The organism is Paenibacillus sp. PastF-3 (assembly GCF_029893135.1).
Lineage (GTDB): Bacteria > Bacillota > Bacilli > Paenibacillales > Paenibacillaceae > Paenibacillus_AQ > Paenibacillus_AQ nitricinens.
In genome coordinates this window covers 1-24,789 of the sequence record NZ_JARXWM010000027.1, presented here as the reverse complement: position 1 = coordinate 24,789, position 24,789 = coordinate 1, and the positions used below count along the sequence as shown (strand labels likewise).

Sequence of the window (24,789 nt, the reverse complement as noted above, 5' to 3'; positions counted from 1 at the left end):
CATCATGAGAATGAACAAACTAACAGAATTAAATGAGCAAGCAATACAATATATCGCTGTAGGTGCAGCCGTTCTTGGAACAGGTGGGGGCGGTGACCCGCATATTGGTAAATTAATGGCGAAGGAAGCCATTCGTAAACATGGTCCTGTTCGTGTGATCAGTCCAGAGGATCTGGAGGACGACGCTTTGGTTGTTCCTATATCCATGATTGGTGCACCCACGGTTATGAATGAGAAGATACCTTCGATTCAGCAAATGATCAAACCTTTGGATATGATTGAAAAAGAGCTTGGACGCAAAGTGAATGCCATTATGCCCATTGAGGTTGGCGGCGGCAACTCTCTGATTCCTGTAATCACGGCGGCGGAACGCAACATCCCTATCGTGGATGCGGATGCCATGGGACGTGCTTTTCCTGAATCGCAAATGGTGACGTTCTACTTGGACGGTATAGACTGCAGTCCGATTACGATGGCGGATGAACGCGGCAATGGTGTGCTAATGCATGCGATCGATGGTGTCTGGGAAGAGCGGATGGCGCGCGCCGTGACGATTCAAATGGGTGGATCAGCCTCGATCTGTGATTATCCATTGTCTGGAGCACAGGTGAAACAAAGTGCAATTCCATATACCCTAACGCTTGCTTATGAAATTGGAAAAACATTATTCGAAGCTAAGGAAATGAAAAAGAATCCAATCGAAGAGCTATTGAAGCAGTTGAACGGGTATGAATTGTTCCAGGGCAAAGCTGTAGATATTCGTCGCCGGACAGAAGGCGGATTCACACGTGGTGAAGCGATCTTCGAAGGTACGGATGCTAAAAAAGGAAATACGATGAGTTTGTTCTTCCAGAATGAGTTCCTTCTGGCTACTGAGGATGGAAGCTCAGTAGCGGTTACCCCTGATTTGATTTCGGTGCTTGATCAGGATACAGGCATGCCGATTACAACTGAAAATTTGAAATACGGTGCCAGGGTGACTGTGGTCGGTTTCCCTTGTGATCCGAAATGGCGTTCGCAAAAGGGTCTTGAGACGGTAGGGCCACAGTATTTTGGTTATGATGCATCTTATGTTCCAATTGAAAAATTGGCAGCAGAGAAAGGGGGAGCAGAGTAATGTCTCAGACGAATATTAATAACAAGGATGAAATTTACCGCATTGGGATTGATGTCGGCGGGACCAATACAGATGCTGCCTTGCTCGATTCCAAATTAAAGACTATTCACACGATAAAGGTACATACCACACGTGATGTGAATGAGGGCATCAGTGAATCGATTGGCCGTTTGCTTGAAGAGAGTAACGTCAACCCGGCGCAGATTCGTTATGCGATGCTCGGAACTACGCACTGTACGAATGCTATTGTAGAACGCAAGCACTTAGGGAAAGTAGGCTTGATTCGTATCGGCGCACCGGCAACAACTGCTGTTCCTCCACTTGCGGATTGGGACGATACGCTGAAAGCAATGGTCTGCCCACATGCTTATGTTGTTCACGGTGGTTATGAATATGATGGTCGTACGATTGTTGAGATGGATGAAGCTGAGGTTATTGACTGCTTTTTGAAGATGAAGGGTGAGGTCGAAGCGGTTGCAATCTGTGGTGTGTTCTCTCCAGTGAATACTTCACAGGAAAAACGTGTTCAAGAGCTTGCGAAGCAAGTACTCGGGGAAGATATGCCTGTGACACTGTCTCATGAAATTGGAAGCATTGGATTGCTTGAGCGTGAGAATGCCTCCTTGTTAAATGGTGCTTTACTTAACGTCATTGCGGGAGTAGTTAAAGGCTTCGCAGAGGCGCTTCACACTTATGGAATTGACGCGAGCCTATACATCTGTCAGAACGATGGAACACTGATGTATAGTGAATACGCGCTTCGTTACCCGATTCTGACGATTGCTTGCGGTCCGACGAATTCCATTCGGGGCGCGGCACACTTGTCAGGTCTGAATGATGCGCTTGTGGTGGATATCGGGGGTACAACAACGGATATCGGCGTTCTCATGCAAGGCTTCCCGCGTCAATCCTCCGCTGCGGTTGAGATTGGCGGGATTCGCACGAACTTCCGCATGCCGGATATCTTATCGATCGGGATCGGCGGCGGGACAATCGTTCGCTTCGATGAAGCGAAGGATCAGGTAACAGTGGGTCCCGATAGCGTGGGGTACGAGCTATTGAAGCGTGGCCTGATCTTTGGTGGAGATACGCTCACAGCAACCGATGTGGCGGTTAAGCTTGGAAGATACGAATGGAAAGATGCGCAGACTGAGAAGCTTAGTGAATCAATCTGCCGCAGAGCCGATGAGATCATTACCCAAGATATTGAGGATGCGATTGATCGGATGAAGACTAGCTCGGACCCTGTTGACGTTATTTTGGTCGGCGGCGGAAGCATTCTTGTAGCCGATCAGCTTGAGGGTGTAGCGCGGATAGTAAGACCGGATCACTATGATGCAGCGAATGCGATTGGCGCAGCACTAGGTGAAGTTAGCGGAGAGACCGAGCGAATCTATTCGCTGGATGAAATGTCTTATGATGAAGCTAAGGAAGATGCTCGCAACCATGCGATTGAACAAGCCGTTCTTGCTGGTGCAGCTCGTGAGACTGTACAGATCGTGCTGTCTGAGGATATTCCGATTGCATACTTGCCAGGCAATGCATTGCTTGTAAAAGTGAAAGCGGCTGGACGTTTATAGGTTGAATATTTTCTGATCAGCTTCAACTAACCGATTCAAATAACAATCAATTGGGTATATAAGACTATAAGTTATGAATAGGACCTTCTCAAATAGAAGGTCTATTTTTTCACGTAAAATATTACATTATCCCATGGAGGTCGCTATGCATCGCGTAAACCTAAACAAGGAACAATTCAACCAACAGGTGATTAATTATGCTTCCTTTGGGATAGCCCTTTTATCATCAGAGGGGTTGATTTTGACGGTGAATCCAGCTTTCGAACAGATCTTTGGTTATTTCAAGGAAGAGTTTGAAGGCATGCGGTTAGAAGAATTGTCTCACCCCGAGGAACTCGGCAGCCTCCATGATCTAAAGGCGCTCATGGATGGGGAAACTAATATACAGCTCGAAAAGCGGTTTGTCACAAAAAATGGTGCTAATATATGGGGACAGCTTACTATTCATCTATTCAACGATGAGTCAACCCAGCCATCTTATTTCATTTGCCAAATCATAAACATTACCAAACAAAAGGAATCCGAACAACGCCTTCAGGAGTCTGTTGAGCGTTATACGTCACTTAAAAAATACAATCATGATGCCGTCATTTCCTTTGGTCTCGATGGCCGAATCATAAATACTAATAACATGGCGGAAAAGATAACCGGTTACTCCATAGAGTCTGAGTTGATTGGGATGAAGCTTGCAAGTCTGATCGGAGAGGCAAATGTACAGCGTATTCTGGAAAGAGCTCTTTACGATAATACGGTAGAGCAGCACATCAACAAGCTTGTCACTAAAGAGAGCGAATTAGTCGAGGTGCTTACCAGTATTGCACCCATATATGTGAACAATCAAAATATTGGATTTTACCTTATATGCAAGGACATCTCCGAGCAAAGGCAATTGTCGCTGGCTAAGGAAGCTGCTGAGTCTACGAATAGAGCTAAAAGTGAGTTCCTGGCTATGATGAGCCACGAAATCCGCACGCCTATGAATGGGGTGATCGGCATGACAGATATTTTGCTGGAAACAGAACTCAATGAAGAACAACGTGAATATGTAGAAATCATTCGCAAAAGCGGAGGAATCTTACTTAATATAATTAATGATATCCTTGATCTTTCAAAAATTGAGGCTGGCCGAAGTGAACTGCAAGAGGATACATTCGATCTGCGCAATTGCCTCAAGGAGAGCTTTGAAGTCATTGCAATAAGAGCCGAACAAAAACATCTGGAGCTGTCCAGCACCATAAATCACGATGTTCCTGATTTTATTTTTGGAGATTCGGAGCGTTTAAAGCAGGTGATATTAAACCTGCTAAGCAATGCAGTGAAATTCACAACTGAGGGCAGCATATCAGTAAAGGTAAGGCTTGTAAAAGAGGATCCCTCCCTGTTGGCCTTTACGGTAACCGATACTGGCATTGGCGTTGACCCTAAGCGACTTACCGACATCTTTGAACCGTTTGAGCAGGCTGATAGCTTTATGATGCGCAGACACGAGGGGACGGGTCTTGGACTTGCCATTAGCCGCAGAATTGTCGAAATGATGGGCGGTGAGATCTATGCGGAGAGTGACGGTAAAAGTGGCACGTCGGTTACCTTCACAATCAGACCCAAGAAATCAGTCGTAAATCCTATTAAAGAGGCTAGCGTCGACAAGCCTCATTCCACACGTACGGGTAGCATTTTACTTGCGGAAGATAATTCTATCAATGCGCTAGTGCTGACCAAAATTCTCGAAAAAATGGGTCACAACGTTACCGCCGTCACAAACGGTATAGAAGCGGTTGAAGCCGCGAGAAAGAACTCCTTTGATCTTATTTTATTGGATCTTCACATGCCCATTATGAACGGTATTGATGCCATGAAGGTTTTAAAAGATGAGCATAAGGAGAACTGTCCACCGATTGTTGCAGTCACGGCAAATGCTTTAATGGGGGACCGTGAAAAGTGTCTGGCTGCTGGAATGGATGAGTATATCAGTAAACCAGTTAAGCGTGAGGTCATCGTAAAGATGTTAGATCAGTTTGTGGGCTAATAAAAAACAGCATGACATCTCAGTGTTCTATCCATTGAATTACATAGCTTTGCAAGTTATACTTTGATGAGAAATACGGACCCGCTTATCATTTAACAGATCCGTCCTTTATAAGGTATGGATCTTATTTTTCGTATGAATATATTCATTCAGATATGGAGGCGCGACATTGCAGCTAATCAATCAATCAGAAATACAAGATAGGATCGACCTGCTTAAAGATCAGGATCTGTATATCCATCTTGAGATGACAACGGGAGCATACGCTGCCCATTTCGATAGTTCTAAACATCCGGCGGCTACTTTCATTACTAATGCTGTGATCCGATATTCCCATGGTTCGATTTCCGGCAATGGACCTTATCGGGTCGGCTTAAAAATGTCGCAGGGCTGGGTATACTCGGAAGGGTTAACTCACTATGAAGAGAGTGAGACAGAAAAATTGATTCTGGCCGGGCATGATAGTCAAGGAAAACTGGTCGTATCTTTACAATTAAGCCGGGAGCCGTTCTAATGGTAGAGGAGATGAGGAGTTCAGTGGAAAGACATATTCTAGTTATATTACCGCATCCGGATGACGAAGCCTTCGGTATCTCTGGAACGCTTGCTAAGCATGTGCAAAACGGCACCCAAGTCACCTACGCTTGTCTGACACTGGGAGAGATGGGCAGGAATATGGGCGTTCCGCCATTTGCAAACCGGGTAACCCTCCCACAGATACGTAAGAAAGAGCTGGAAGAATCCTGCCGAGCGATTGGAATACAGGATTTGAGAATGCTTGGTTTCCACGATAAGACGATTGAATTTGAGGATCAAGCGCTGCTAGATAGCCACATTGATGCGCTTCTGAAGGAGCTTAATCCCTCACTGATCCTTACCTTCTATCCGGGGTACAGCGTTCATCCTGATCATGATGCGACCGGAGCTGCGGTGGTTCGAACCGTTCGAAGACTGCCTAAGGCAGAAAGACCACCTGTGCACTGCATAGCTTTTGCCAATAATATTGAAGAGATTGGAAAGCCTCAGGTCACCATTGATGTGAAAGATTTCCTGAAGCAAAAGATGGCGTCCATTCAGGCGCATAAATCCCAATTCCAAGCCGCTGAACTGTTAGGCAGCAAAACGCTAGAGGATAAAGAAATCCAAGATCGTTTTGGAACAGAGCATTTCTGGATCTATCCATTTGAATGATATTTTCATGAGTAGAACCCTTAAGCGGCGTTCAGTTATCGGTGTCCACCGATGGCAGAGCGTCGTTTTTATATGTTGAATATTCAACTTTTCAGAGGGGTTCGATGGGAATGATAGGAAAGGTCTTAAGCAGTGGGTAATTTGACCTAAAAAATTACTAAGGACTATCCGATATAGAAGATACTAACAATTGAAAGGTGATTAAATGCGAATCGGTCACAACATCACGTCTTTAAATAGTTTGAATATATTAAATAAAAATAATAAATCTATTACAAGATCACTAGAGAGGTTAACTTCTGGACTTCGGATAAATATAGCAGCAGATGATGCTGCAGGATTAGCAATTTCTGAGAAAATGAGAGCACAGATTCGTGGATTGTCTCAGGCATCAAGGAATACACAGGATGGTATTTCACTAATTCAGACTGCTGAGGGTGGACTTGGAACTATACAAGATCCTAATCTGCTAAGATTACGGGAGCTTGCAATACAGGCTTCAAATGATACCTTAACCAATTTTGATCGAACATTGATTCAAAAAGAAGTTGAGCAGATAAAGCTTGGGATAAATGATATAGCTAATAACACTCAATTTAATGGGATTCATTTATTGAATAATGACCTCGAAGTAAACACGGAAATTACGCCAGTACAGGGCAATATAAGTACGAATTGGACAGCTAACATACCTGCCAGAGATTTATCTAAGACTTCGGATGGAGGTTACATCGGAATAAGAATTCCCGGTAATAATCCTTTTAAATTAGATAGTATGAGTAATCTGGTTTGGTCACAAGCAATTCCTAATATGGATGTGTATAGTATTAAGGAATCTAGTGATGGTGGTTATATTTTATTAGGAAATGATTTCTCAGCAGGGGCACTTTCCGATCAAAGGATAAATATAATTAAATGGGATGTCAATTTGAATGAGAGGTGGAGAGCAGGGGTATCTGGCGTTTACTCCATTATGGGGAATGAAGTAATTGAGACTAGTGATGGTTCCTTTATTGTGGCAGGGACGGGTTCCGGTATTCAAAATTGGGATGGTCTTATGGCTAAATTTAATAGTAGTGGTGTGCAACAATCCACCTCTATAGTGGGTTCTTCACAATCCAATCCTGTTGGCTATGGAAGCGAAGAATTTAACTCTCTTATTGAAACTGCTGACGGCGGTTATTTGGCTATTGGTTCATCAAGTCTCAAACTAAATGGTTCTTATACTGATAAGACAAGTTGGGTTGTTAAATATGATAGTAACTTAAATCCGTTATGGGACACACGAGTCGGTGCTGCTGGGGATGATGAAGGTTACCGGGCCATCGCAACCAGTGATGGAGGGGCCATAATTGTTGGTTCTTATAACGACTCTACTAAAACTAGTGGATTAATCTATAAACTAGACAGTAGTGGAAACGTATTGTGGGAGAAGAATATCTCAAATGAAACTTCCAACTCCAGTCAACTTACTAGCATTACAGAAATGAAAGATGGGAATTACATCGTTGGAGGAATAGTAGATAATAATTATCGTCTTTCCATTTTTGATCCACAGGGAAATGAATTAGCTAATGTTAATATAAATGGTGGGGGCTCTACGGATAGATTAAATAACATTATTGGTAATGATGACGGAAGTTACACTTTTTCAACTACAACTGGGATAACAAATTTCAATGTATCTTACGGATCAAACCCTAGTACCAATTATGATTACAAAACAGTAAATCTTCAGGTGGGAGCAAACTCTGGGGATAACTTCGCTGTTAAATTAACAGATGCTAGAACTACTGCTCTGGGAATTGCGGATATAGATCTTTCAACTAGACAAGGTGCCGAATTAGCGATTTCGAAAATAGACAAAGCTATAAATACCGTTTCATCTAAGCGTTCAACGTACGGCGTATATCAAAATGCATTAGAACATATCCATAATAACCTAACCAATTACGAAGTGAATTTAATAGCAGCTGAATCACGTATAAGAGATGTGGATATTGCAAAAGAAATGATGAACCTTACAAGGTACAATATCTTATCTCAAGCTTCTCAAGCCATGTTGGCACAGGCAAATCAGCAGCCTCAAGGCATGTTACAGTTATTAAAGTGAAAATGTTTGATAGAGTCTATGTCTTTTAAGGTATAGGCTTTTTTAAATTAGTTGTTATTTTGCTTATCCGCGCTATTGGATGACTCTAGAAAAGGATAGAAATGATTTACAAAAAAATTATCAGGGACTATTATATTTCTATGCGTAATAATTTTCCTTTTTTTATTTAATTTACTGTAAGAAATTAACACGTGGAGGATCAAATGAAAAAGCACGACAAAATCATTTCCTTCATCTTCATACTTGTTATGATGGTGACGGCTATTTACTGGGCCATTTCGACTCAGAGCTGGACCATGCTGGGCACCCTCGCTTCTGTGGTCTGTTTCGGGCTTTTTGCGCTATTGGGGCTCCGCACTATACCTGTATTGACGGATTTTCTTTTGACGAATCCAGCACCTGAAGTGACTTGGAAGAGTAAGGAGCAGGATAGAAGACAGGCGTGGCTTTATATTATTGGATGGATATTGGCGAGTCGTATCCTGCTTATGCTCATCGGTTATGCATTTTTGATTATACAGAATGGTTATTCAGGCGGCCTGTTTAGCAAAATCGCCGAGACTTGGCATATTTCTGGGATCGATGCTTCAAGTTATCTGGGGATTGCCGAGAACTGGTACGTGACGGAGGGAGATCCAAAGTTCCATATTGTGTTTTTTCCTTTTCTCCCAAATCTAATTAAAGTAGTTCAGGTATTCGTAGGCAATTATCTTGTCGCTGGATTCATCGTTTCCAATATCTCATCGATTGTCGCTGCATTGGTTGCTTATGAACTGGCAGCATTAGACATGCACCGAAAGAATGCCATGCGAGTTGTGAAGTATATTTTTATATTCCCTGCCGCGTTCTTTTTCTTCATTCCGATGACCGAATCTTTATTTCTAGCCCTATCGTTGATGTGTTTATATTTTGTGAGAAAAAAGGAATGGCTGATCGGGTGCTTATGCGGTGCACTTGCAGCATACACACGTTCTCCCGGAGTGCTTCTGATTGTACCGGTTGCGATTGAATTTGGACGGGATCTGATGGGCAACTATAAGCGATTAAGTAACAAAGCCTTTATACATAGAATCATCAGCGCCGTCAGTTTTCTCGCTATCATATCAATGGGCTTGCTGGCCTATCTGTTTATTAATTATCACGTGACGGGAAATGCGTTTCAGTTCAGTATTTATCAGAGAGAGCATTGGTCTCAGCGGTTTTATCTCTTTTTTGATACGGTAAGATATCAGATAGAATATGCTGTGGGCACCTTTAAGAGTGGAGATAGTCGTTCTTTTCTCGGCTTATGGCTGCCCAATTTAATCGCTATATTCTCAGCACTTATTATCATGTTCTTGGGTGCAAAAAAGATACGACCTTCATACACCGCTTATTTCATCGTGTATTTTGCGTTCGTAGTGGGAGCTACCTGGCTGCTGTCAGCCCCGCGGTATTTGCTTGTTGCATTTCCACTAGCTTTTGCTGCTGTTGCGCTCACTGAAGAAAAATCAAAGGATGCTATCCTTACTGTAGTTTCTGTTGTGGGGAGTCTTTTGTATTTAGCGATGTTTGTGGCAGGATATCCAGTGTATTGAGGACCCTTTCATTTTTTTATATTATAAGATAAAATGATTGAAACTGGTTTCAAAAACTGTCCCTATCTGGAGTGAGTGTAGAAATGGCAAATATTTTAGATGTGGCGCGTCTAGCAGGAGTGTCTAAGACGACCGTATCCCGAGTAATAAATAACTATCCTCATATTTCAGCAGATAAAAGAGAATTGGTATTAAAAGCAATGGAAGAGCTTGAGTATACCCCGAATCTCTCAGCAAGAAGATTAAGAGGACAAGTGACAACAACGATAGCTGTCGTAGTTCCTAGAATTGTGAATCCTTTTTTCTCCTATTTAGTTGATTCCATAGAGAAGGTTGGTTACAGAAACGGCTACCAAACCTTGATCTGTCAGACTAATGAGGATAAGGAGAGAGAGTTAACCTATTTAAATTTGTTGAAGACCAAACAAGCGGACGGCATCATCATGGCATCCATTGAGAATGATTGGAAAGTCATTGAACCGTATACTGAATTTGGGCCTATTGTGTTATGTAATGAATATGTGAGTCATGCAAAAATTCCGATGATTCGGCTGGATCAATTTAAAGGTACATACTTAGGAATCAAGCACCTAATTGAAAGAGGTCACCGTAAAATTGCTTACTGTACGGGAGGTCTGTTTACCGAGGTCGGGAAAGATAAAGACCGTAACCTAGGCTATCAAAAAGCATTGGAAGAGGCCGGGATTCAAGTGAATCCTAACTGGATTTTGGTTAACCAGCATACCATTGAAGATGGGAAAAGAGTAATGAAGCTCTTGCTTGAAATGAAGGATCGTCCAACCGCTGTGTTTACAGGCAGTGATGAAATTGCTGGTGGCTTGATGATGGCTGCGAAAAAGGAAGGGTTAAGTATCCCGCGAGATCTGGCGATCATTGGTTTCGATGACCAGCCCCTCGCTGAAATGCTGGATCCCGCATTAACGACTATACGGCAGCCTATAGAGCAGATGGGGCGTAAGGCAGGGGAAGTTCTTATGGAGATGCTGGATGATTCCAATGTAGAGTCAGTTACTTATGAGCTTCCGGTTGAACTGGTAGTCCGAGAATCTACTTAACACTGATAAGCGAATTTGCAATGCAGACTCGCTTTTTATTTATCTTTTTTGGTATCGATACCACTTGTATATGATCAATAATTAACTGGAATAACCTTGTTTATCAGTGGTTGTTCTGAATAATTTATAAAATTAGCTTAAAATTATATTGAAACCGATACCAAGTGATGTTACAATACAGGCAAGAAAGCTTTCTAGGATATAAAGCAGCTAAATGAATGAAGGGATTTTTGAATTAATGAAAACGGTATCAATCTGATGTTCAGACTTTTATAGGGGTCTAGCATATAAAAAAGCACAAAATGGAGGGGTTTTGTTTGAAAAAGATATCTGTTTTATTATTTGTTCTTTTGCTTGCTGTTTCATTGACAGCTTGTGGTGGATCCGACGGAGCGGGATCAAGTCCGGCAGCGAACTCGAAGGATGAACAAGTCAGCATAATTATTACGAACGGAAAAGGTGAAATCGCTTCCCAATGGGAACAAGCAGCTAAAGATTTCATGGCAGCGAATCCGAATATCAAGGTTGAGGCTGTCTCTGGAGCTGTTGGTGATACCGTTAACTTGCTGGATAAACTTACGGCATCCGGTAAAACGGTAACTATGGCGATGATGTCCCCCGATTCCATTGTGAACAAATATAAGGATTTCGGTATAGATCTTTCAGGTGAGAAATGGAATGAAGAAACGGTTTATGGCGTTAAAGACGCAGAGGGGAAAATTGCCGGCTTTCCATTCTCAATAGAAGGCTTCGGTCTCGTATATAACAAGAGTGTACTTGATAAGGCCGTTGGCGGCACCTTCGATCCGCATTCTATTAATACCCGTGACAAACTAAAAGAATTATTAGATCAAATTAAAGCTTCCGGTGTGAAATATCCGGTTGCCTATCAAACCGAAAACTGGTCTGTAGCGAACCATTACAGTACACAGTTTGTGAATCAGGCAGAAGATCCAAACACAATTGTAGATCAACTAAAAGCGGGAACATTCGATTTAGCAAGTAATGATATTTGGAATGGTTACTACGATACGCTGGATCTACTGGTATCGAAAGAATATAACAAATATGGTGAACGTCCACTGGGCAAGTACTATGACGATGCGCATGTAAGTGTGGGTAAAGGGGAGTCAGCTATTCTGTTTAACGGAAACTGGGCCTATGATTCATTGCAAGCCGTTAGTGGAGAATCCTTCGGATTTATACCTGTTCCGGTAGATAACAATCCAGACAATCCGCTTAACAATAAGATTGCGGCAGGTCCAACTAATATCCTGGTCATTAATAAAGCGGCAACGCCGGCTGAGCAAGAAGCAGCTAAGAAGTTCCTAAATTGGCTCGTATACGATGAAAAAGGTCAAGATTTTCTGGTGAATCAGTCACAAGTGGTCTCCGCTTTTAAGAACAACACTTTGAAAGTTAATAATCCACTCGGATCAGCGATTGCGGATGCTGTGGTAGCCGGCAATACGATGCCGTTCAGTTCAAACTATGTGAAGGTCGAAGATTGGGGTAACATTCTTGCACCGGATATTCAGAAATATATCGCTCAAAAAGAATCCCGTGCCGATCTTGCCAAAGCTATTGAAACCTATTACAAAAGCCAAAAGTAATTAATCATTTGCTGAATTGGGGAAGCGGGTTGGGTTCACTCTCGCCTGTTTCCTCCTTAAAGCAATTAGGGGTGTGCTAAACGTATGATATCAGAAAAACGTCTGATCAAACGAATGGGCAACCAGTTATTTTTCACCGGTCCCACGATCATTTTCTTTACGATTGCAGTACTGATTCCTTTTGCATATGGATTATATCTGACCTTTACCAATATGACCTCTCCATTAAATCCGATAGAGTTCTCAGGTTTAGCTAACTATAAGACAGCATTTACGGATTCCAAGTTTTGGGATTCTCTTTTATTGACCGTTAAGTTTGTTGTGACAACCGTTATTATCATTAATATTCTCGGTTTTATATTGGCTTATTTAGTGACTTCCGGAGTGAAGATGCAAAATTTCTTTCGAACCTCTCTGTTCACACCGAATTTGATTGGCGGCTTGATTTTGGGTTACATCTGGCAGTTTATATTCGTACAAACTATGCCTTCTATTGGTGAGAAGTTCGGGATAGAGTGGCTGCGTTTAGGGTGGCTAGGGGATGAACATTTGGCTTTCTGGGCCATTGTTATCGTGTCGATCTGGCAATCTGCGGGCTATATGATGATCATCTTTGTGGCTGGTTTAGTTAATGTGCCAAAGGATGTAGTGGAAGCAGCCACGATTGATGGCGCCAATGGATGGCAACGGTTGAGAAAAGTTACTTTACCGCTGATGGTCCCTTCCTTTGTAGTTACCATCTTTTTAACGCTGAAGAATGCCTTTATGGTTTACGACGTTAACTATTCTCTAACAGCAGGCGGACCCTATGATAGTACAACCATGGTATCGATGCATGTGGTGAAGAAGGCTTTTGTCGAAAATAATTATGGTGTTGGCCAAGCGGAAGCCTTTGTATTGTTTGCTATCGTTGCGGTTGTTACCGGCCTGCAGGTTTATTTCAGTAAGAAATTGGAGGTTGCTGCATGATGAATGCTAGACGAAAAACTTCCGTGATTCTGACGTATTTATTTTTGGTTGTGTTTTTCATTATTTTTGTTTTTCCGTTTTTCCTTATGATCGTCAATTCCTTCAAGAGTAATGGTCAAATTCTCGAAAGCCCTTTTTCACTGCCGACCAGCTTAAACTTTGGGCATTTTGCTGAAGTCATTGATAAAATGAATTTTTTTGTTTCCTTTAGAAATACAGTCGTAGTCACCTTCTTCAGTGTCCTGTTCATTGGTGTTTTTGCAGCAATGACCGCCTATTACATGGTGAGACATTCGACTAAATTTAATAATGGTTTCTTTGCTCTAATGGTGGCTTCCATGATTATTCCGTTTCAGTCCATTATGATTCCCCTGATTTATATCTACGGGGCAAAGCTTCATTGGATCGACGCAGCGCCTATTCCATTATTGATTATTCTCTACATCGGCTTCGGAAGTGCGTTATCGGTATTTATGTACCATGGTTTTGTGAAGTCGATTCCATATGAATTGGAAGAAGCGTCACTGCTCGATGGATGTAATCGTAGACAGACATTCTTCAAGATTGTACTGCCTATGTTAGCTCCAACATCGGTGACCATTGCGATTCTGAATGTGTTATGGATTTGGAATGATTATCTGCTGCCTTCACTGGTGTTGACTAAGGATAACCATTTTACTATGCCTATTAAGATGAAGGTGTTTAACGGAACGTATATGAATAACTGGGAGCTGTTGATACCGGCACTTCTGTTAACGATCCTGCCGATTCTTATTGCTTATTTGTTCGGTCAACGTTACATCATAAGAGGCGTCAGCCAAGGCGCTATTAAATAAGATAAAGAAAGCCCCAGACTCGGGTGCTGGAGGAAGTGTGGAGTTATGGAGACTAGAAACAGCAACTGGTGGAAAGAAAGTGTAGTTTATCAAATTTATCCACGGAGTTTTCAGGATTCAAATGGAGATGGAGTAGGAGATTTGCGTGGAATCATCAACCGACTCGGGTATTTAAGGGATTTGGGCATCAATGTTATTTGGTTGTGTCCGGTCTACGATTCACCTAATGATGACAATGGGTATGACATTCGGGATTTCTATAAAATTCAGGATGAGTTTGGAAGTATGGAAGATATGCTCGAATTGATCGCACAAGCGGAAGCGTACGGAATCCGTATGATCATGGATCTGGTAGCGAATCATACCTCGGATGAACATGCTTGGTTTATGGAGTCAAGAAGTTCTAAGGACAATCCAAAGCGTGACTGGTATATATGGAAGCCGGGGAACGATGGCCAGGAGCCTACCAACTGGGAATCGAATTTTGGAGGTTCAGCTTGGGAATATGACGAGACCTCAGAGGAATACTATTTACATTGTTTCTCTAAGAAACAACCGGATCTCAATTGGGAGAATCCCGAAGTTCGCCAAAGCATCTTTTCCATGATGGATTGGTGGATTGACAGGGGAATAGCCGGATTTCGCATTGATGCGATCACATTTATTAAAAAGAATCAGCAATTTCCGCACCTTAAGTCTGAAGACGACCGCCGCTATGTTCCTCTGGCTGAAGCTTGTTTGAATCAATCCGGAATTTTGGATTTTCTTCACGAGATGAAACAGGAGGTTCTTGAACCCCGCAATGTGATGACGGTTGCGGAAGCTCCTGGGGTTCCGATAGAGCAAATTCATGAATATGTAGATGAGCAGAACGGCGTCTTTAATATGATATTTCAATTTGATCATGTAGATCTGGATGCCAAGCCAATGGCTAAAGGAATCTATCATCCTTGGAAGCTGACTGAATTTAAGCACGCAGTATCTAAATGGCAGCTTGAGACAGCCAATAAGGGCTGGATGGCACTTTTTATGGAGAATCATGATCATGTGCGTTCGGTTTCAAAATTCGGTAACGACGGGATATACCATAAAGACTCAGCTAAAATGCTGGCTGCCTATTATTTCTTCATGCGAGGAACACCTTTTATTTATCAAGGACAAGAGATTGGAATGACCAATTATTTCATGGCTTCAATTGAAGAGTATAGAGATATTGAGAGCTTAAATTATCACCGTAATGAAACTGCACGGGGTAGGTCTGAGGCAGATATCCTGAACTATTTAGCGATCAGAAGCAGGGATCAGGGCCGCACACCGATGCAATGGAGTTCAGAACCTATGGCCGGATTTACGAATGGGGAGCCATGGATTAATGTGAATCCGAATTACTCATCGATTAATGTGGAGGACGAGCTACAAGACGATAATTCTATCCTTCATTTTTATCGGGAATTAATCAAGCTGAGACGGGACAATAAAGCGTTAATTTATGGTAATTATCATGAGATTTATGTGGACTCGAATGAGCTAGGCGGATATGTTCGAACTTACGGGAATGAGTGTTGGACGGTAATCTGTAATTTTACGGATCAAACCATTCCGTTAACTGATCCTCTTGCAGGCCATGTTGTACTGTCTAACCTTAATAATCATGATAAGGGTCTGTTGAGGCCTTATGAGGCATTGATCTGCAAAGGGGAAAAGAGTGCAGATGCAGCCGAAATCTAAATAGGGGGATTTATGATGCAAATTAAGAATGAAGCTATGTTGATTACCTATGCAGATAGCCTCGGGCGTAATTTAAAAGAATTAAACGAAATATTAGATAAGCATCTGCGAGGCGTCGTTGGAGGTGTTCATTTACTACCGTTTTATCCTTCTTCGGGTGACAGAGGATTTGCACCAATGGATTATACCAAGGTTGATCCGGCATTTGGCAATTGGGCGGACGTCGAAGCCATGAGTAAGGATTTTTATATGATGTTTGATTTTATGATTAATCATATCTCAAGACAATCTCCTTATTTTCAGGACTTTCTTGAGAAAAAGGATGAATCAGAATATGCGGATCTGTTTATCCGGTACAAGGATTTTTGGCCGAACGGGGAGCCCACTCAGGAAGATGTGGATTTAATCTATAAGCGTAAACCACGCGCTCCATACGTAGAGGTTACCTTTAAGGATGGTAGCTTGGAAAAAGTATGGTGTACCTTTGATGAAGAGCAGATTGATCTGGATGTGACTACAGAAACGACGCGGAAATTCATAACGGACAATCTAACGTTTTTGGCTGAAAAAGGAGCTTCGATTATTCGACTAGATGCTTTCGCATATGCCAACAAAAAAATCGGTACGAATTGTTTCTTTGTTGAGCCGGATATTTGGGAGATGCTGAATCACTCTGAGCAGACCGTTGCCCCTTACGGCGTGACCGTTTTGCCGGAAATTCATGAGCATTATAGCATCCAGTTAAAAATTGCAGAACAGGATTACTATGTATATGATTTTGCGTTACCAATGTTGGTGCTGCATGCTTTATTTAGTGGGAAAGTAAACCGGTTGGTGCATTGGCTGGAGATTTGCCCGAGAAAACAGTTTACAACACTAGACACGCATGATGGTATTGGTGTGGTGGATGTAAAGGATCTTTTGAGTGATGAAGAAGCAGAAATGACAAGAGAAAGCCTTTATAGCCAAGGCGCTAATGTCAAAAAAATATACAGCACCGAAGCGTATAACAACCTTGATATTTACCAAATCAACTGTACTTATTATTCAGCACTTGGTAATGATGATCAGGCTTACCTGCTGGCGAGAGCCATCCAATGCTTTGCACCGGGTATACCGCAGATCTATTATGTGGGGTTACTGGCTGGAGTGAATGATATAGAGCTTCTGGAGAAGACCAAAGAAGGACGGAATATTAATCGGCATTATTATACTCAAGAAGAGATAGATGTTGAGGTTGAGCGCCCAGTCGTGCAGAAGCTCTTTAATATCTTGAAATTCAGAAATAGTAATCCAGCCTTTGATGGAGATATACAGATTGAACAGTTGGATGAGAATAATGTGGTGATAGCTTGGAAAAATCTGTTGAACGAAGCGAAATTGGAAGCGAATCTGTTAACCAAGGCATTTACGATTTCACAAAAAGAAAAGTTAGCGGATTGGGAAAGGGTTGTATTATAAGGTAGTATCCAGTGTATTGATGAATCATGTTAAAATAGGGGGAACGCTTAAACGCGTTCTCCTTTTTTTGCGAATAACCTTATAGAAACGATGGTGGGTATGAAGATTGAGTACGACAATCAGGTGATCGAGTTTAATGTTCAATATGGAAACGGCAAGAAAATCTCCATTCATATAGATTCTTCAGGGCGTATAACGCTCAAAGCTCCCAAGAAAACAAGTGAAGAGACGATTAAAAGCGTGGTTGAGCGCAATGGGAAATTGATAGTGGAGAAGCTGCGGAGCATTGAAGCGAACCGAGAAACACCAAAGCTCAAAGAGTATGAAGACGAGGGTAAATTCCTGTATTTAGGCAAATATTATTCGCTGCATGAGTTAATAGAGACAGGGGATTTAAATGAGGAAGAGCTTAAGCTTAAGCTGAAGAAATTCTATTTCGCTAGCTGTAAGAAGATTGTAGGCGAACGGATCCCTAAATATCAGACACAGCTTAGAGTAAAGCCTAAGACGATTGACATTGTTGAGTCTAGAACCAAGTGGGGAAGCTGCAGCTCGGATAAAAAGCTAACCTTTAACTATCGCTTAGCGATGGCTCCAGTGGAGGTTATCGATTATGTAATCATCCATGAGCTGTGTCATTTACTTCATATGAATCATGACCGCTCTTTTTGGCGAAAGGTTGGAAGCCTCATGCCGGATTATAAGGAGAAGGAAGAGTATTTAGCTAGATATGGGCGTGCTATGACGCTGTAATAAATTAGCATTGATTCATGATTTCATACAACCAAAAGGATGTCCCTAATGAAGGGAAATCCTTTTTTAGTTGTTTAATGGTTTCCAAAGGGAGTTAAAGGGTTCGAACGCTATCTCTTTTTATTAGCTCGCTAGGAAGCATGACATGATGAATAGCTTGTTGTTTCTCTAGTAGATCTATGAGGATCTGAGCAGCGTTGGTTCCTAACTCGTATTTATGTTGGTTCACTGTAGTCAAAGCGGGTGTGCAATACGCTGTCAGATCAATATTATCGTAACCTATAATTGAAATATCCTCGGGCACCGATTTTTCGGCTTCCTTCACACCCTGCATAGCTCCGAGCGCCATCAAATCACTTGCACAAAAAATAGCAGTGACCTCAGGATGGCTGGACATTATTTGCTGAGCAGCTTCTTTTCCTCCTTGTTCGGAAAATAATCCATTAAAAACGAGGGATTCGTCAAAAGGAATACTGTAATTCTCAAGGGCGAGACGGTAACCTTCTAATCGAAGAAGTGCTACATCTGCTTGGGTATGTCCGTTAATCATAGCAATATGGCGATGCCCTGACTCTAGCAGATGAGTTACTGCTTGAAGCGCCCCTTTTGTATTATCAGAGGTGACATAACCGACATTTGGCCCTTCAAGTGTAATATCAATGAGCACGCAAGGAATATCAGAGGATACGATTTCCTTGAGATAGGGATCATCCAGTCGAATCCCCATAATAATGACACCATCTACACCTCTTTCTTGGCATAATGTCTTATAGGATTTCACTCTTTGCTTTTGCGGGGTTGTGCTGAAGAGTACAAGGTCATAATCCAGCTCTCCTGAACGATCATTGATCCCGCATAATACTTCAAAGGCTATATTGTCTTTGGAGCTATCTCTTGTAACATTGGAGAGTAGGAGACCCAGCGTTTTTGTTTTTTTGGATATAAGCGATCTGGCAGCCATGTTAGGGCTATAGCCTAATTGGTCTGCAATAGTTCGGATCTTGAGCCTAGTACCTTCGTTAACATCGTCATAACCATTTAAGGCCCGGGAGACGGTAGTTACGGATACGCTGGCGGCTTTGGCAATATCTTTTATAGTAACCATTACGATACCTCCTTCATATTTAGGGACAATAAGGCAATATGTAGTATTTAAATATTAAAAAATAAAATATAAAAAGCATCTTGTAAATGCTTTCATCATGATTTATAATTCGATTATACCTTATCCGAAACGTTTTGGTAAGTCTGTGGAGCATTAGATTATCTGAAACATATATTTTTTTGTGCTTTTTCCGAAACGTTTCGGATACACAGCGAAGAAATGAGGGGAAGTTTTGAATTATCGAGTTATTAAAGAAAATGATCTGTTTCTAATGACGGACAAAAGTGGGGACATACCGGACAATGATCAATCGGGTCTAGGTCTCTATACTAGAGATACCCGTTTCTTAAGCCGAATGGAAATCCGAATTAATAATCAGCGACCGATATTGTTATCCTCGGCTGCCGATGAGAATTATATCTCTACCATTCGTCTTACCAATCCTCATATGGAGGAAGACGGTAAATTGATTTTATGGCGTGAGTCTGTAGAGATTGAACGTACCCGCTTTATTTATGAGAGTGCATTATATGAGACCTTCAAGTTAACAAGTTATTATCCAAAAGCCATCCAATTCGATTTCTCTGTGCTGTTAGATGCGGATTTTACAGATATGTTCGTGATTCGTGGGTTTCAGCATGGCGAGCTAGGAAGTAAGACGGGTGAACGAAGTGCTCCAGGTGAAAGAGTGATCAGTTATCTCGGGGCAGATGAGTTACTGAGAGAAACCAAGGTGAAATGGGATACTCAGGAAAGCCGAATAAGCGAGACAGGTGAGGTACATTTCGATGTCGAGCTGAAGCATCAGGAGAGTGTTGAAATCGCTTTCTTTATTGCCCCGATGATAAATGGCAACGAGCCGCTGCAGCATGAACCTAAGGAAGCAATGAATAAGCTCAGAGCATCTTACGCTAGTTGGAATGCTTCATCGACCTCCATCAGCAGTGATATGCCGTTATTTAACAAGCTGTACCATCGAGGGGTTCAAGATTTACGGGTGCTGCTCACAGACCTTGGTTATGGGCAGTTTCCGGTTGCAGGCTTACCTTGGTACTCCGTTCCCTTTGGACGCGACAGCCTGATTGCAGCGCTGCAAATGTTATCTTCGAATCCTCAAATTGCTAAGGGAACCTTACTTACAATGGCTGCCTACCAAGGCCAGAAGGAAGATGAGTGGCGCGATGAGCAGCCAGGCAAAGTGATGCACGAAATCCGGTATGGAGAGTTAGCGGCTACTAACCAAGTTCCGTTCACACCTTATTACGGCACAATCGATGCAACACCGCTGTTTCTGCTGCTTACCGCTGAGTATTACCACTGGACAGGAGATCTTGATTTTGTTAGCTCGTTAATGCCGCATCTCAACGCTGCATTGAATTGGATTAAAGAATATGGCGATTATGATAAAGATTCCTTTGTGGAGTATTATCAGAAGTCATCCAAGGGAATTGCCAATCAAGGGTGGAAGGATTCTGCGGATTCCGTCATTCATAGTAATGGTGATTATGCGGAGGCCCCAATCGCGCTAGTAGAGGTTCAAGGTTATGTGTATCAGGCGCTGACTCGACTTGCTCCTATCTTCAAGAGCCTAGGTCACGAAGAACAGGCAGAGGTTATGGAGAAAGATGCAGCTCAGCTGCGAACCCGTTTCGAGGAAGACTTCTGGATGAATGATGAGCAATTTTATGCAATCGCCTTGGATAAGGATAAGAAACGGGTAGACTCCGTTACTTCGAATGCAGGACATATTCTAATGTCAGGAATCGCCTCGCCAGAGAGGGCAAAAGCAGTTGCGGCAAGACTGGTAGCCCCTGATCTCTTCGGAGGATACGGTATTCGGACCATGAGTACTGCGGCTACAGGTTACAATCCGATGAGCTACCATGACGGAAGTGTATGGCCACATGATAACTCACTCTGTTTGCTTGGCCTTAGTCAGTCCGGGTTCACAGAGGAAGCAATCACCGTTATGCAAGGATTACTGAACGCAGCTGACCAATTTGAATATTACAGATTGCCTGAATTGTATTGTGGTTACAGTGACCAGCTCGGTGCTCCGGTTCCTTATCCGGTAGCCTGTTCTCCGCAAGCATGGGCGGCTGGAACACCATTGACCTTCGTGCAAGCACTGCTTGGTCTTCAACCGAATGCCCTAACCCGGCAAATTGCGATCAAGCCTGCACTTCTAAACGGTATGAATGACTTAAAGGTGGAGCAATTACAGATTGGCAATGGTACGCTCAGCCTGCGAGTTAGTCGTGTGGATAATGAGCCGAAGCTGGAGATTTTGTCTAACCAGACTGGCTATGAATTGGTGATTCTATAGGCAATACGTAATTTTTTTATATAAAAAGCCTGACAATACTAAGGAGGTTGTATTGAAAATGAGAAAATCGGGGTTAATAATTCTATCTTTGATGCTGGTTTCTGGACTAATGTTGACCGCATGTGGTGGCAACAAAACAAACAGTAACGCAGGAACGGCTGCAACAAACAATAGCACAGATAAAGAAACAGCAGCACCGACAACGGATGAGCCGGTTACGATTACACTTGCAGGCTGGGGAGCGAGTCCTGAAGAGCAGGATCTGTTAAATCAGACGCTGAAGGAGTTCGAAGCTAAATATCCGAATGTGAAAGTAAATTACGAAGTTATTGCCGATCAATACATGGATGTTATCAAGACTAGACTCATAGGTGGAGAAGGCCCGGATGTCTTCTACCTGGACGCATTCGAGGCGCCTGGTCTCATTGAAGCTAATGTGCTGGAGCCATTGGACAGCTATGTGACACCTGAGTTTGATGTTGCAGATTTTGAACAGCCAATGGTCGATGCTTTTAAGAAAGATGATGTATCTTACGGATTCCCTAAGGATTTCTCTACGCTCGCTATGTTCTACAATAAAAAGGATTTTGCCGAAGCGGGAATTACAACACCTCCAACAACTTGGGATGAACTGAAAGCAGACGCAATCAAGCTGACCAAAAAAGAGGGTGACAAAATCACTCGTTATGGCTTCGGCGTTGCGCCTGAGCTTGCACGTCAGATGTTCATGATCCAAGCGTTCGGTGGAAAAGTTTCTGACGAAGAAGGCAAAGCAACCTTCGCATCTGCGGAAGCACTCCCAGGCTTGCAGCTTGTTGTAGATATGCACAACGTTGATAAATCCTCCGGTGAGCCTAAGGAAGTAGGCGCTGGCTGGGGTGGAGAAATGTTCGGGCAAGGCAAGGCTTCTATCGTATTCGAAGGCAACTGGGCGATTCCATTCCTGGAATCCAACTACAAGGATCTGGATTATGCTACCGCTGAGCTTCCAACGGTGAATGGTACGAAAGGCACAATGGCCTTTACGGTAGCTTATGTAATGAACAAGCAATCGAAGAAGAAAGAAGCGGCTTGGCAGTTAATCTCTTTCTTGACAGGAAAGGATGGAATGAAGACCTGGACCAGCAAAGGGTTCGCACTTCCTACACGGAAATCTGTCGCACAGGAGCTGGGCTACGACAAGGACGAACTGCGTGGAGCAATTGTAGCGGGTGCTTCTTATGCAACACCATGGCAAGCCGCATCTACGCTGCCTACCATCACTAATAACTTCAATAACCAATTTGTAGATACATTTATGGGCAACTCCAAGCTTGAGGATGCTATGAAGAAAGCTGAAGATGTAGCGAATAAGGAAATTGAAGCAGCAAAATAAACGGATTGAAGGGGGAGGGTCTTCGGACCACCCCTTCCTTCTTTCATTCTGAACCGAAAGGAAAAGTGAAGCATGACTCAAGTCTCAACATTTAGAAAGAAGCTAAGAAATAATGTGACGGCCTATCTGTTCCTGCTTCCTACTATTCTTGTACTGGGCACTTTTTTGTTCCTGCCAGTTTTTTATTCGCTCTATTTATCAGGACATAAGGTAAATTTACTTGGTGATGTCAGTTACAAGTGGGTTGGATTCAATAACTTTACACGTATGGCTGGTGACGAGAGAGCTTGGATTGCGCTGAAAAACACGGCATCCTTTGCGCTGTTCGTTGTACCTTTGCAGACTGCATTTGCTATTTTATTAGCCGTTATTTTGAATGCTAAGCTTAGATTTAAAAATTTCTTCCGAATCGTCTTTTTTATGCCGACGGTTACTTCCTCGGCGGTATTGTCACTTATTTTTATGTGGATTTACAATTCAAACGGTCTGCTGAACCGTGTGCTTGAGTTCGTAGGTTTGCATGGTTACAACTGGCTTGGAGATCCGGCGGTCGCTCTTAAGGCGATCATGCTTATGAATATATGGTCTACTGCTCCTTTTTTTATGGTAGTCTTCTTAGCTGCACTGCAGGATATCCCTGATGCATTGTACGAGTCGGCCATGCTGGATGGGGCAGGTGGATTTAGACGTTTTATTTCTATTACGCTTCCGATGATTAAGCCGGCGACCTTCTTCACGGTAGTCATGGGAATCATCGGTACCTTTCAGCTATTCGATCAATCGTATATTTTTTCGGCTGGCTCCGGCGGTCCGAATAACTCCACCTTAACGGTGGCTCTGCTTATCTATCAGTATGCGTTTAAAAATCTCGACTTCGGTTACGCTTCTGCGCTCGCTGTCATGCTGGCTGCGGTCATTATGATCGTAACGCTGATCCAGCGGAAGCTATTCTCCGAAGAGAAGCTGAACTAGGAGGACGATCAGGTGGTAATTAACTATTCCAAAGGGGTTAAGGTGGTTCTGTATTTCCTGTTATTCGCATATGGGTGCGTGACGGTCATACCTTTCCTATGGGCACTATCCTCATCGTTTAAACCGTTAAGCGAGATTGTGTCAGGGAGTATCAACTTTATTCCAAAACAGTTCACTTTCCAGAACTATTACGACATCTTCGTGAAGGAGCCGCTGTTTCTCAGATGGATGTTCAACAGTGCACTCATCGCTGTAGTTTCAACGCTATGCAATACCTTGTTCAACTCTATGGCGGGTTATGCGCTTGCACGTATTGATTTTACAGGCAGCAAGGTTGTGTTTTTTCTAATCCTGGCCGTACAGATGATTCCCGGCCAATTGACTATCGTGCCTGCATATCTGATCATGAAACAGCTTGATTTGTTGAACACTTATGCTGCGCTGACGCTGCCGATGATGGTAAATGCGACGTTCATCTTTATGATGCGTCAATTCTTCCTGAGCTTTCCGAAAGAGCTGGAGGAGGCTGCCGAGATGGATGGTCTAAATAAGTTTGGCACATTTTTCCGCATTGCTCTGCCACTAGCTATCCCCGCATTGGCGGCTCAGACGATCTTTGTATTCATGGGTGCATGGAATGAATTTCTGAAGCCACTGATGTTCATGTCAGACAAGTCGATGTTCACACTTACACTAGGTCTCAATACTTTTAAGGGCCAGTATATTAGCCACTGGAATTATATTATGGCCGCATCAATGGTGTTTACCCTACCAGCGCTACTTATTTATGCATTCTTTAACCGCTTCTTTATAAAGGGAATTACGTTTACCGGCAGCAAATAATTTAATTTACAAGAACCGCCACTGATCTTAAATTGAAGTGACCCCTTAAAGTTAGACAGGTTATATAATTAGGCAACTTGTTGGGCCTGAGTTCGGTACTGAACCGGACTCAGGCCTTTTAGTTTTGC

19 protein-coding genes are annotated in these 24,789 nt (G+C 42.7%); 18 read left to right on the top strand and 1 reads right to left on the bottom strand.

The features are described 5' to 3' along the window. Nucleotides 1–10: 10 nt before the first annotated feature. The 14 genes from M2444_RS31100 (at nt 11) to M2444_RS31035 (ending at nt 18,040) form a co-directional block, all read left to right on the top strand. Entirely contained in the window at nt 11–1,117 is a 1,107-nt protein-coding gene (locus M2444_RS31100; protein ID WP_280788968.1) for a DUF917 domain-containing protein, read from the top strand. Next, nucleotides 1,117–2,697 (top strand): ROK family protein, encoded by a 1,581-nt coding sequence (locus M2444_RS31095; RefSeq protein ID WP_280788947.1) that lies wholly within the window; start codon nt 1,117–1,119, stop codon nt 2,695–2,697. Before M2444_RS31100 ends, M2444_RS31095 begins: the two co-directional genes overlap by 1 nt. A 145-nt stretch (nt 2,698–2,842) precedes the next feature. Next, nucleotides 2,843–4,723: a PAS domain S-box protein gene (locus M2444_RS31090; RefSeq protein WP_280788946.1), complete on the top strand. Its 1,881-nt coding sequence runs from the start codon at nt 2,843–2,845 to the stop codon at nt 4,721–4,723. 169 nt (nt 4,724–4,892) lie between these two features. Continuing rightward, nucleotides 4,893–5,237 carry a YojF family protein gene (locus M2444_RS31085; protein ID WP_280788945.1) on the top strand — a complete coding sequence of 115 codons (345 nt, stop codon included), beginning with the start codon at nt 4,893–4,895 and terminating at the stop codon, nt 5,235–5,237. A 23-nt stretch (nt 5,238–5,260) separates the two neighbouring features. Beyond that, on the top strand, nt 5,261–5,914 hold the full coding sequence (gene bshB2, locus M2444_RS31080) for a bacillithiol biosynthesis deacetylase BshB2 (protein ID WP_094876837.1): 654 nt from the start codon (nt 5,261–5,263) through the stop codon (nt 5,912–5,914). A gap of 205 nt (nt 5,915–6,119) precedes the next feature. Then, nucleotides 6,120–8,027 (top strand): flagellin N-terminal helical domain-containing protein, encoded by a 1,908-nt coding sequence (locus tag M2444_RS31075; protein ID WP_280788944.1) that lies wholly within the window; start codon nt 6,120–6,122, stop codon nt 8,025–8,027. Between the two features lie 203 nt (nt 8,028–8,230). Beyond that, nucleotides 8,231–9,604 carry a hypothetical protein gene (locus tag M2444_RS31070; protein ID WP_280788943.1) on the top strand — a complete coding sequence of 458 codons (1,374 nt, stop codon included), beginning with the start codon at nt 8,231–8,233 and terminating at the stop codon, nt 9,602–9,604. An 83-nt stretch (nt 9,605–9,687) separates the two neighbouring features. Beyond that, on the top strand, nt 9,688–10,680 hold the full coding sequence (locus M2444_RS31065; RefSeq protein WP_094870013.1) for a LacI family DNA-binding transcriptional regulator: 993 nt from the start codon (nt 9,688–9,690) through the stop codon (nt 10,678–10,680). A 317-nt stretch (nt 10,681–10,997) separates the two neighbouring features. Next, the gene (locus M2444_RS31060; RefSeq protein WP_280788942.1) at nt 10,998–12,293 is read left to right on the top strand and encodes an ABC transporter substrate-binding protein; all 1,296 of its coding nucleotides are present in this window, start codon (nt 10,998–11,000) and stop codon (nt 12,291–12,293) included. Nucleotides 12,294–12,377: 84 nt separating this feature from the next. Continuing rightward, a complete protein-coding gene (locus tag M2444_RS31055; protein WP_042184938.1) occupies nt 12,378–13,262 on the top strand; it encodes a carbohydrate ABC transporter permease in 885 nt (294 codons plus the stop codon). Next, entirely contained in the window at nt 13,262–14,098 is an 837-nt protein-coding gene (locus M2444_RS31050; RefSeq protein ID WP_280788967.1) for an ABC transporter permease subunit, read from the top strand. Before M2444_RS31055 ends, M2444_RS31050 begins: the two co-directional genes overlap by 1 nt. 45 nt (nt 14,099–14,143) lie before the next feature. Beyond that, a complete protein-coding gene (locus M2444_RS31045; RefSeq protein ID WP_280788941.1) occupies nt 14,144–15,826 on the top strand; it encodes an alpha-glucosidase in 1,683 nt (560 codons plus the stop codon). 15 nt (nt 15,827–15,841) lie between these two features. Beyond that, a complete protein-coding gene (gene gtfA, locus M2444_RS31040) occupies nt 15,842–17,287 on the top strand; it encodes a sucrose phosphorylase (RefSeq protein WP_280788966.1) in 1,446 nt (481 codons plus the stop codon). 99 nt (nt 17,288–17,386) lie between these two features. Further along, the gene (locus tag M2444_RS31035) at nt 17,387–18,040 is read left to right on the top strand and encodes a M48 family metallopeptidase (RefSeq protein WP_094876818.1); all 654 of its coding nucleotides are present in this window, start codon (nt 17,387–17,389) and stop codon (nt 18,038–18,040) included. Between the two features lie 94 nt (nt 18,041–18,134). On the opposite strand, the gene M2444_RS31030 is transcribed toward M2444_RS31035, so the two are convergent. Continuing rightward, a complete protein-coding gene (locus M2444_RS31030) occupies nt 18,135–19,145 on the bottom strand; it encodes a LacI family DNA-binding transcriptional regulator (RefSeq protein WP_094870019.1) in 1,011 nt (336 codons plus the stop codon). Nucleotides 19,146–19,377: 232 nt separating this feature from the next. Between M2444_RS31030 and M2444_RS31025 the strand changes: the two genes are divergently transcribed. The 4 genes from M2444_RS31025 (at nt 19,378) to M2444_RS31010 (ending at nt 24,661) form a co-directional block, all read left to right on the top strand. After that, nucleotides 19,378–21,471, top strand: coding sequence for an amylo-alpha-1,6-glucosidase (locus M2444_RS31025; RefSeq protein ID WP_280788940.1), 2,094 nt, complete (start codon nt 19,378–19,380; stop codon nt 21,469–21,471). A gap of 58 nt (nt 21,472–21,529) precedes the next feature. Continuing rightward, the gene (locus M2444_RS31020; protein ID WP_094870021.1) at nt 21,530–22,846 is read left to right on the top strand and encodes an ABC transporter substrate-binding protein; all 1,317 of its coding nucleotides are present in this window, start codon (nt 21,530–21,532) and stop codon (nt 22,844–22,846) included. A 72-nt stretch (nt 22,847–22,918) separates the two neighbouring features. Next, nucleotides 22,919–23,818 carry a carbohydrate ABC transporter permease gene (locus tag M2444_RS31015; RefSeq protein WP_094870022.1) on the top strand — a complete coding sequence of 300 codons (900 nt, stop codon included), beginning with the start codon at nt 22,919–22,921 and terminating at the stop codon, nt 23,816–23,818. Nucleotides 23,819–23,836: 18 nt separating this feature from the next. Beyond that, nucleotides 23,837–24,661 (top strand): carbohydrate ABC transporter permease, encoded by an 825-nt coding sequence (locus M2444_RS31010; RefSeq protein ID WP_042193304.1) that lies wholly within the window; start codon nt 23,837–23,839, stop codon nt 24,659–24,661. The last annotated feature ends 128 nt before the right edge of the window (nt 24,662–24,789 follow it).

Coding starts and splice junctions, on each gene's coding strand:
- M2444_RS31100 (WP_280788968.1), top strand. CDS start 11: ATGAACAAACTAACAGAATTAAATGAGCAAGCAATACAATATATCGCT.
- M2444_RS31095 (WP_280788947.1), top strand. CDS start 1,117: ATGTCTCAGACGAATATTAATAACAAGGATGAAATTTACCGCATTGGG.
- M2444_RS31090 (WP_280788946.1), top strand. CDS start 2,843: ATGCATCGCGTAAACCTAAACAAGGAACAATTCAACCAACAGGTGATT.
- M2444_RS31075 (WP_280788944.1), top strand. CDS start 6,120: ATGCGAATCGGTCACAACATCACGTCTTTAAATAGTTTGAATATATTA.
- M2444_RS31070 (WP_280788943.1), top strand. CDS start 8,231: ATGAAAAAGCACGACAAAATCATTTCCTTCATCTTCATACTTGTTATG.
- M2444_RS31065 (WP_094870013.1), top strand. CDS start 9,688: ATGGCAAATATTTTAGATGTGGCGCGTCTAGCAGGAGTGTCTAAGACG.
- M2444_RS31055 (WP_042184938.1), top strand. CDS start 12,378: ATGATATCAGAAAAACGTCTGATCAAACGAATGGGCAACCAGTTATTT.
- M2444_RS31050 (WP_280788967.1), top strand. CDS start 13,262: ATGAATGCTAGACGAAAAACTTCCGTGATTCTGACGTATTTATTTTTG.
- M2444_RS31045 (WP_280788941.1), top strand. CDS start 14,144: ATGGAGACTAGAAACAGCAACTGGTGGAAAGAAAGTGTAGTTTATCAA.
- gtfA (WP_280788966.1), top strand. CDS start 15,842: ATGCAAATTAAGAATGAAGCTATGTTGATTACCTATGCAGATAGCCTC.
- M2444_RS31035 (WP_094876818.1), top strand. CDS start 17,387: ATGAAGATTGAGTACGACAATCAGGTGATCGAGTTTAATGTTCAATAT.
- M2444_RS31030 (WP_094870019.1), bottom strand. CDS start 19,145: ATGGTTACTATAAAAGATATTGCCAAAGCCGCCAGCGTATCCGTAACT.
- M2444_RS31020 (WP_094870021.1), top strand. CDS start 21,530: ATGAGAAAATCGGGGTTAATAATTCTATCTTTGATGCTGGTTTCTGGA.
- M2444_RS31015 (WP_094870022.1), top strand. CDS start 22,919: ATGACTCAAGTCTCAACATTTAGAAAGAAGCTAAGAAATAATGTGACG.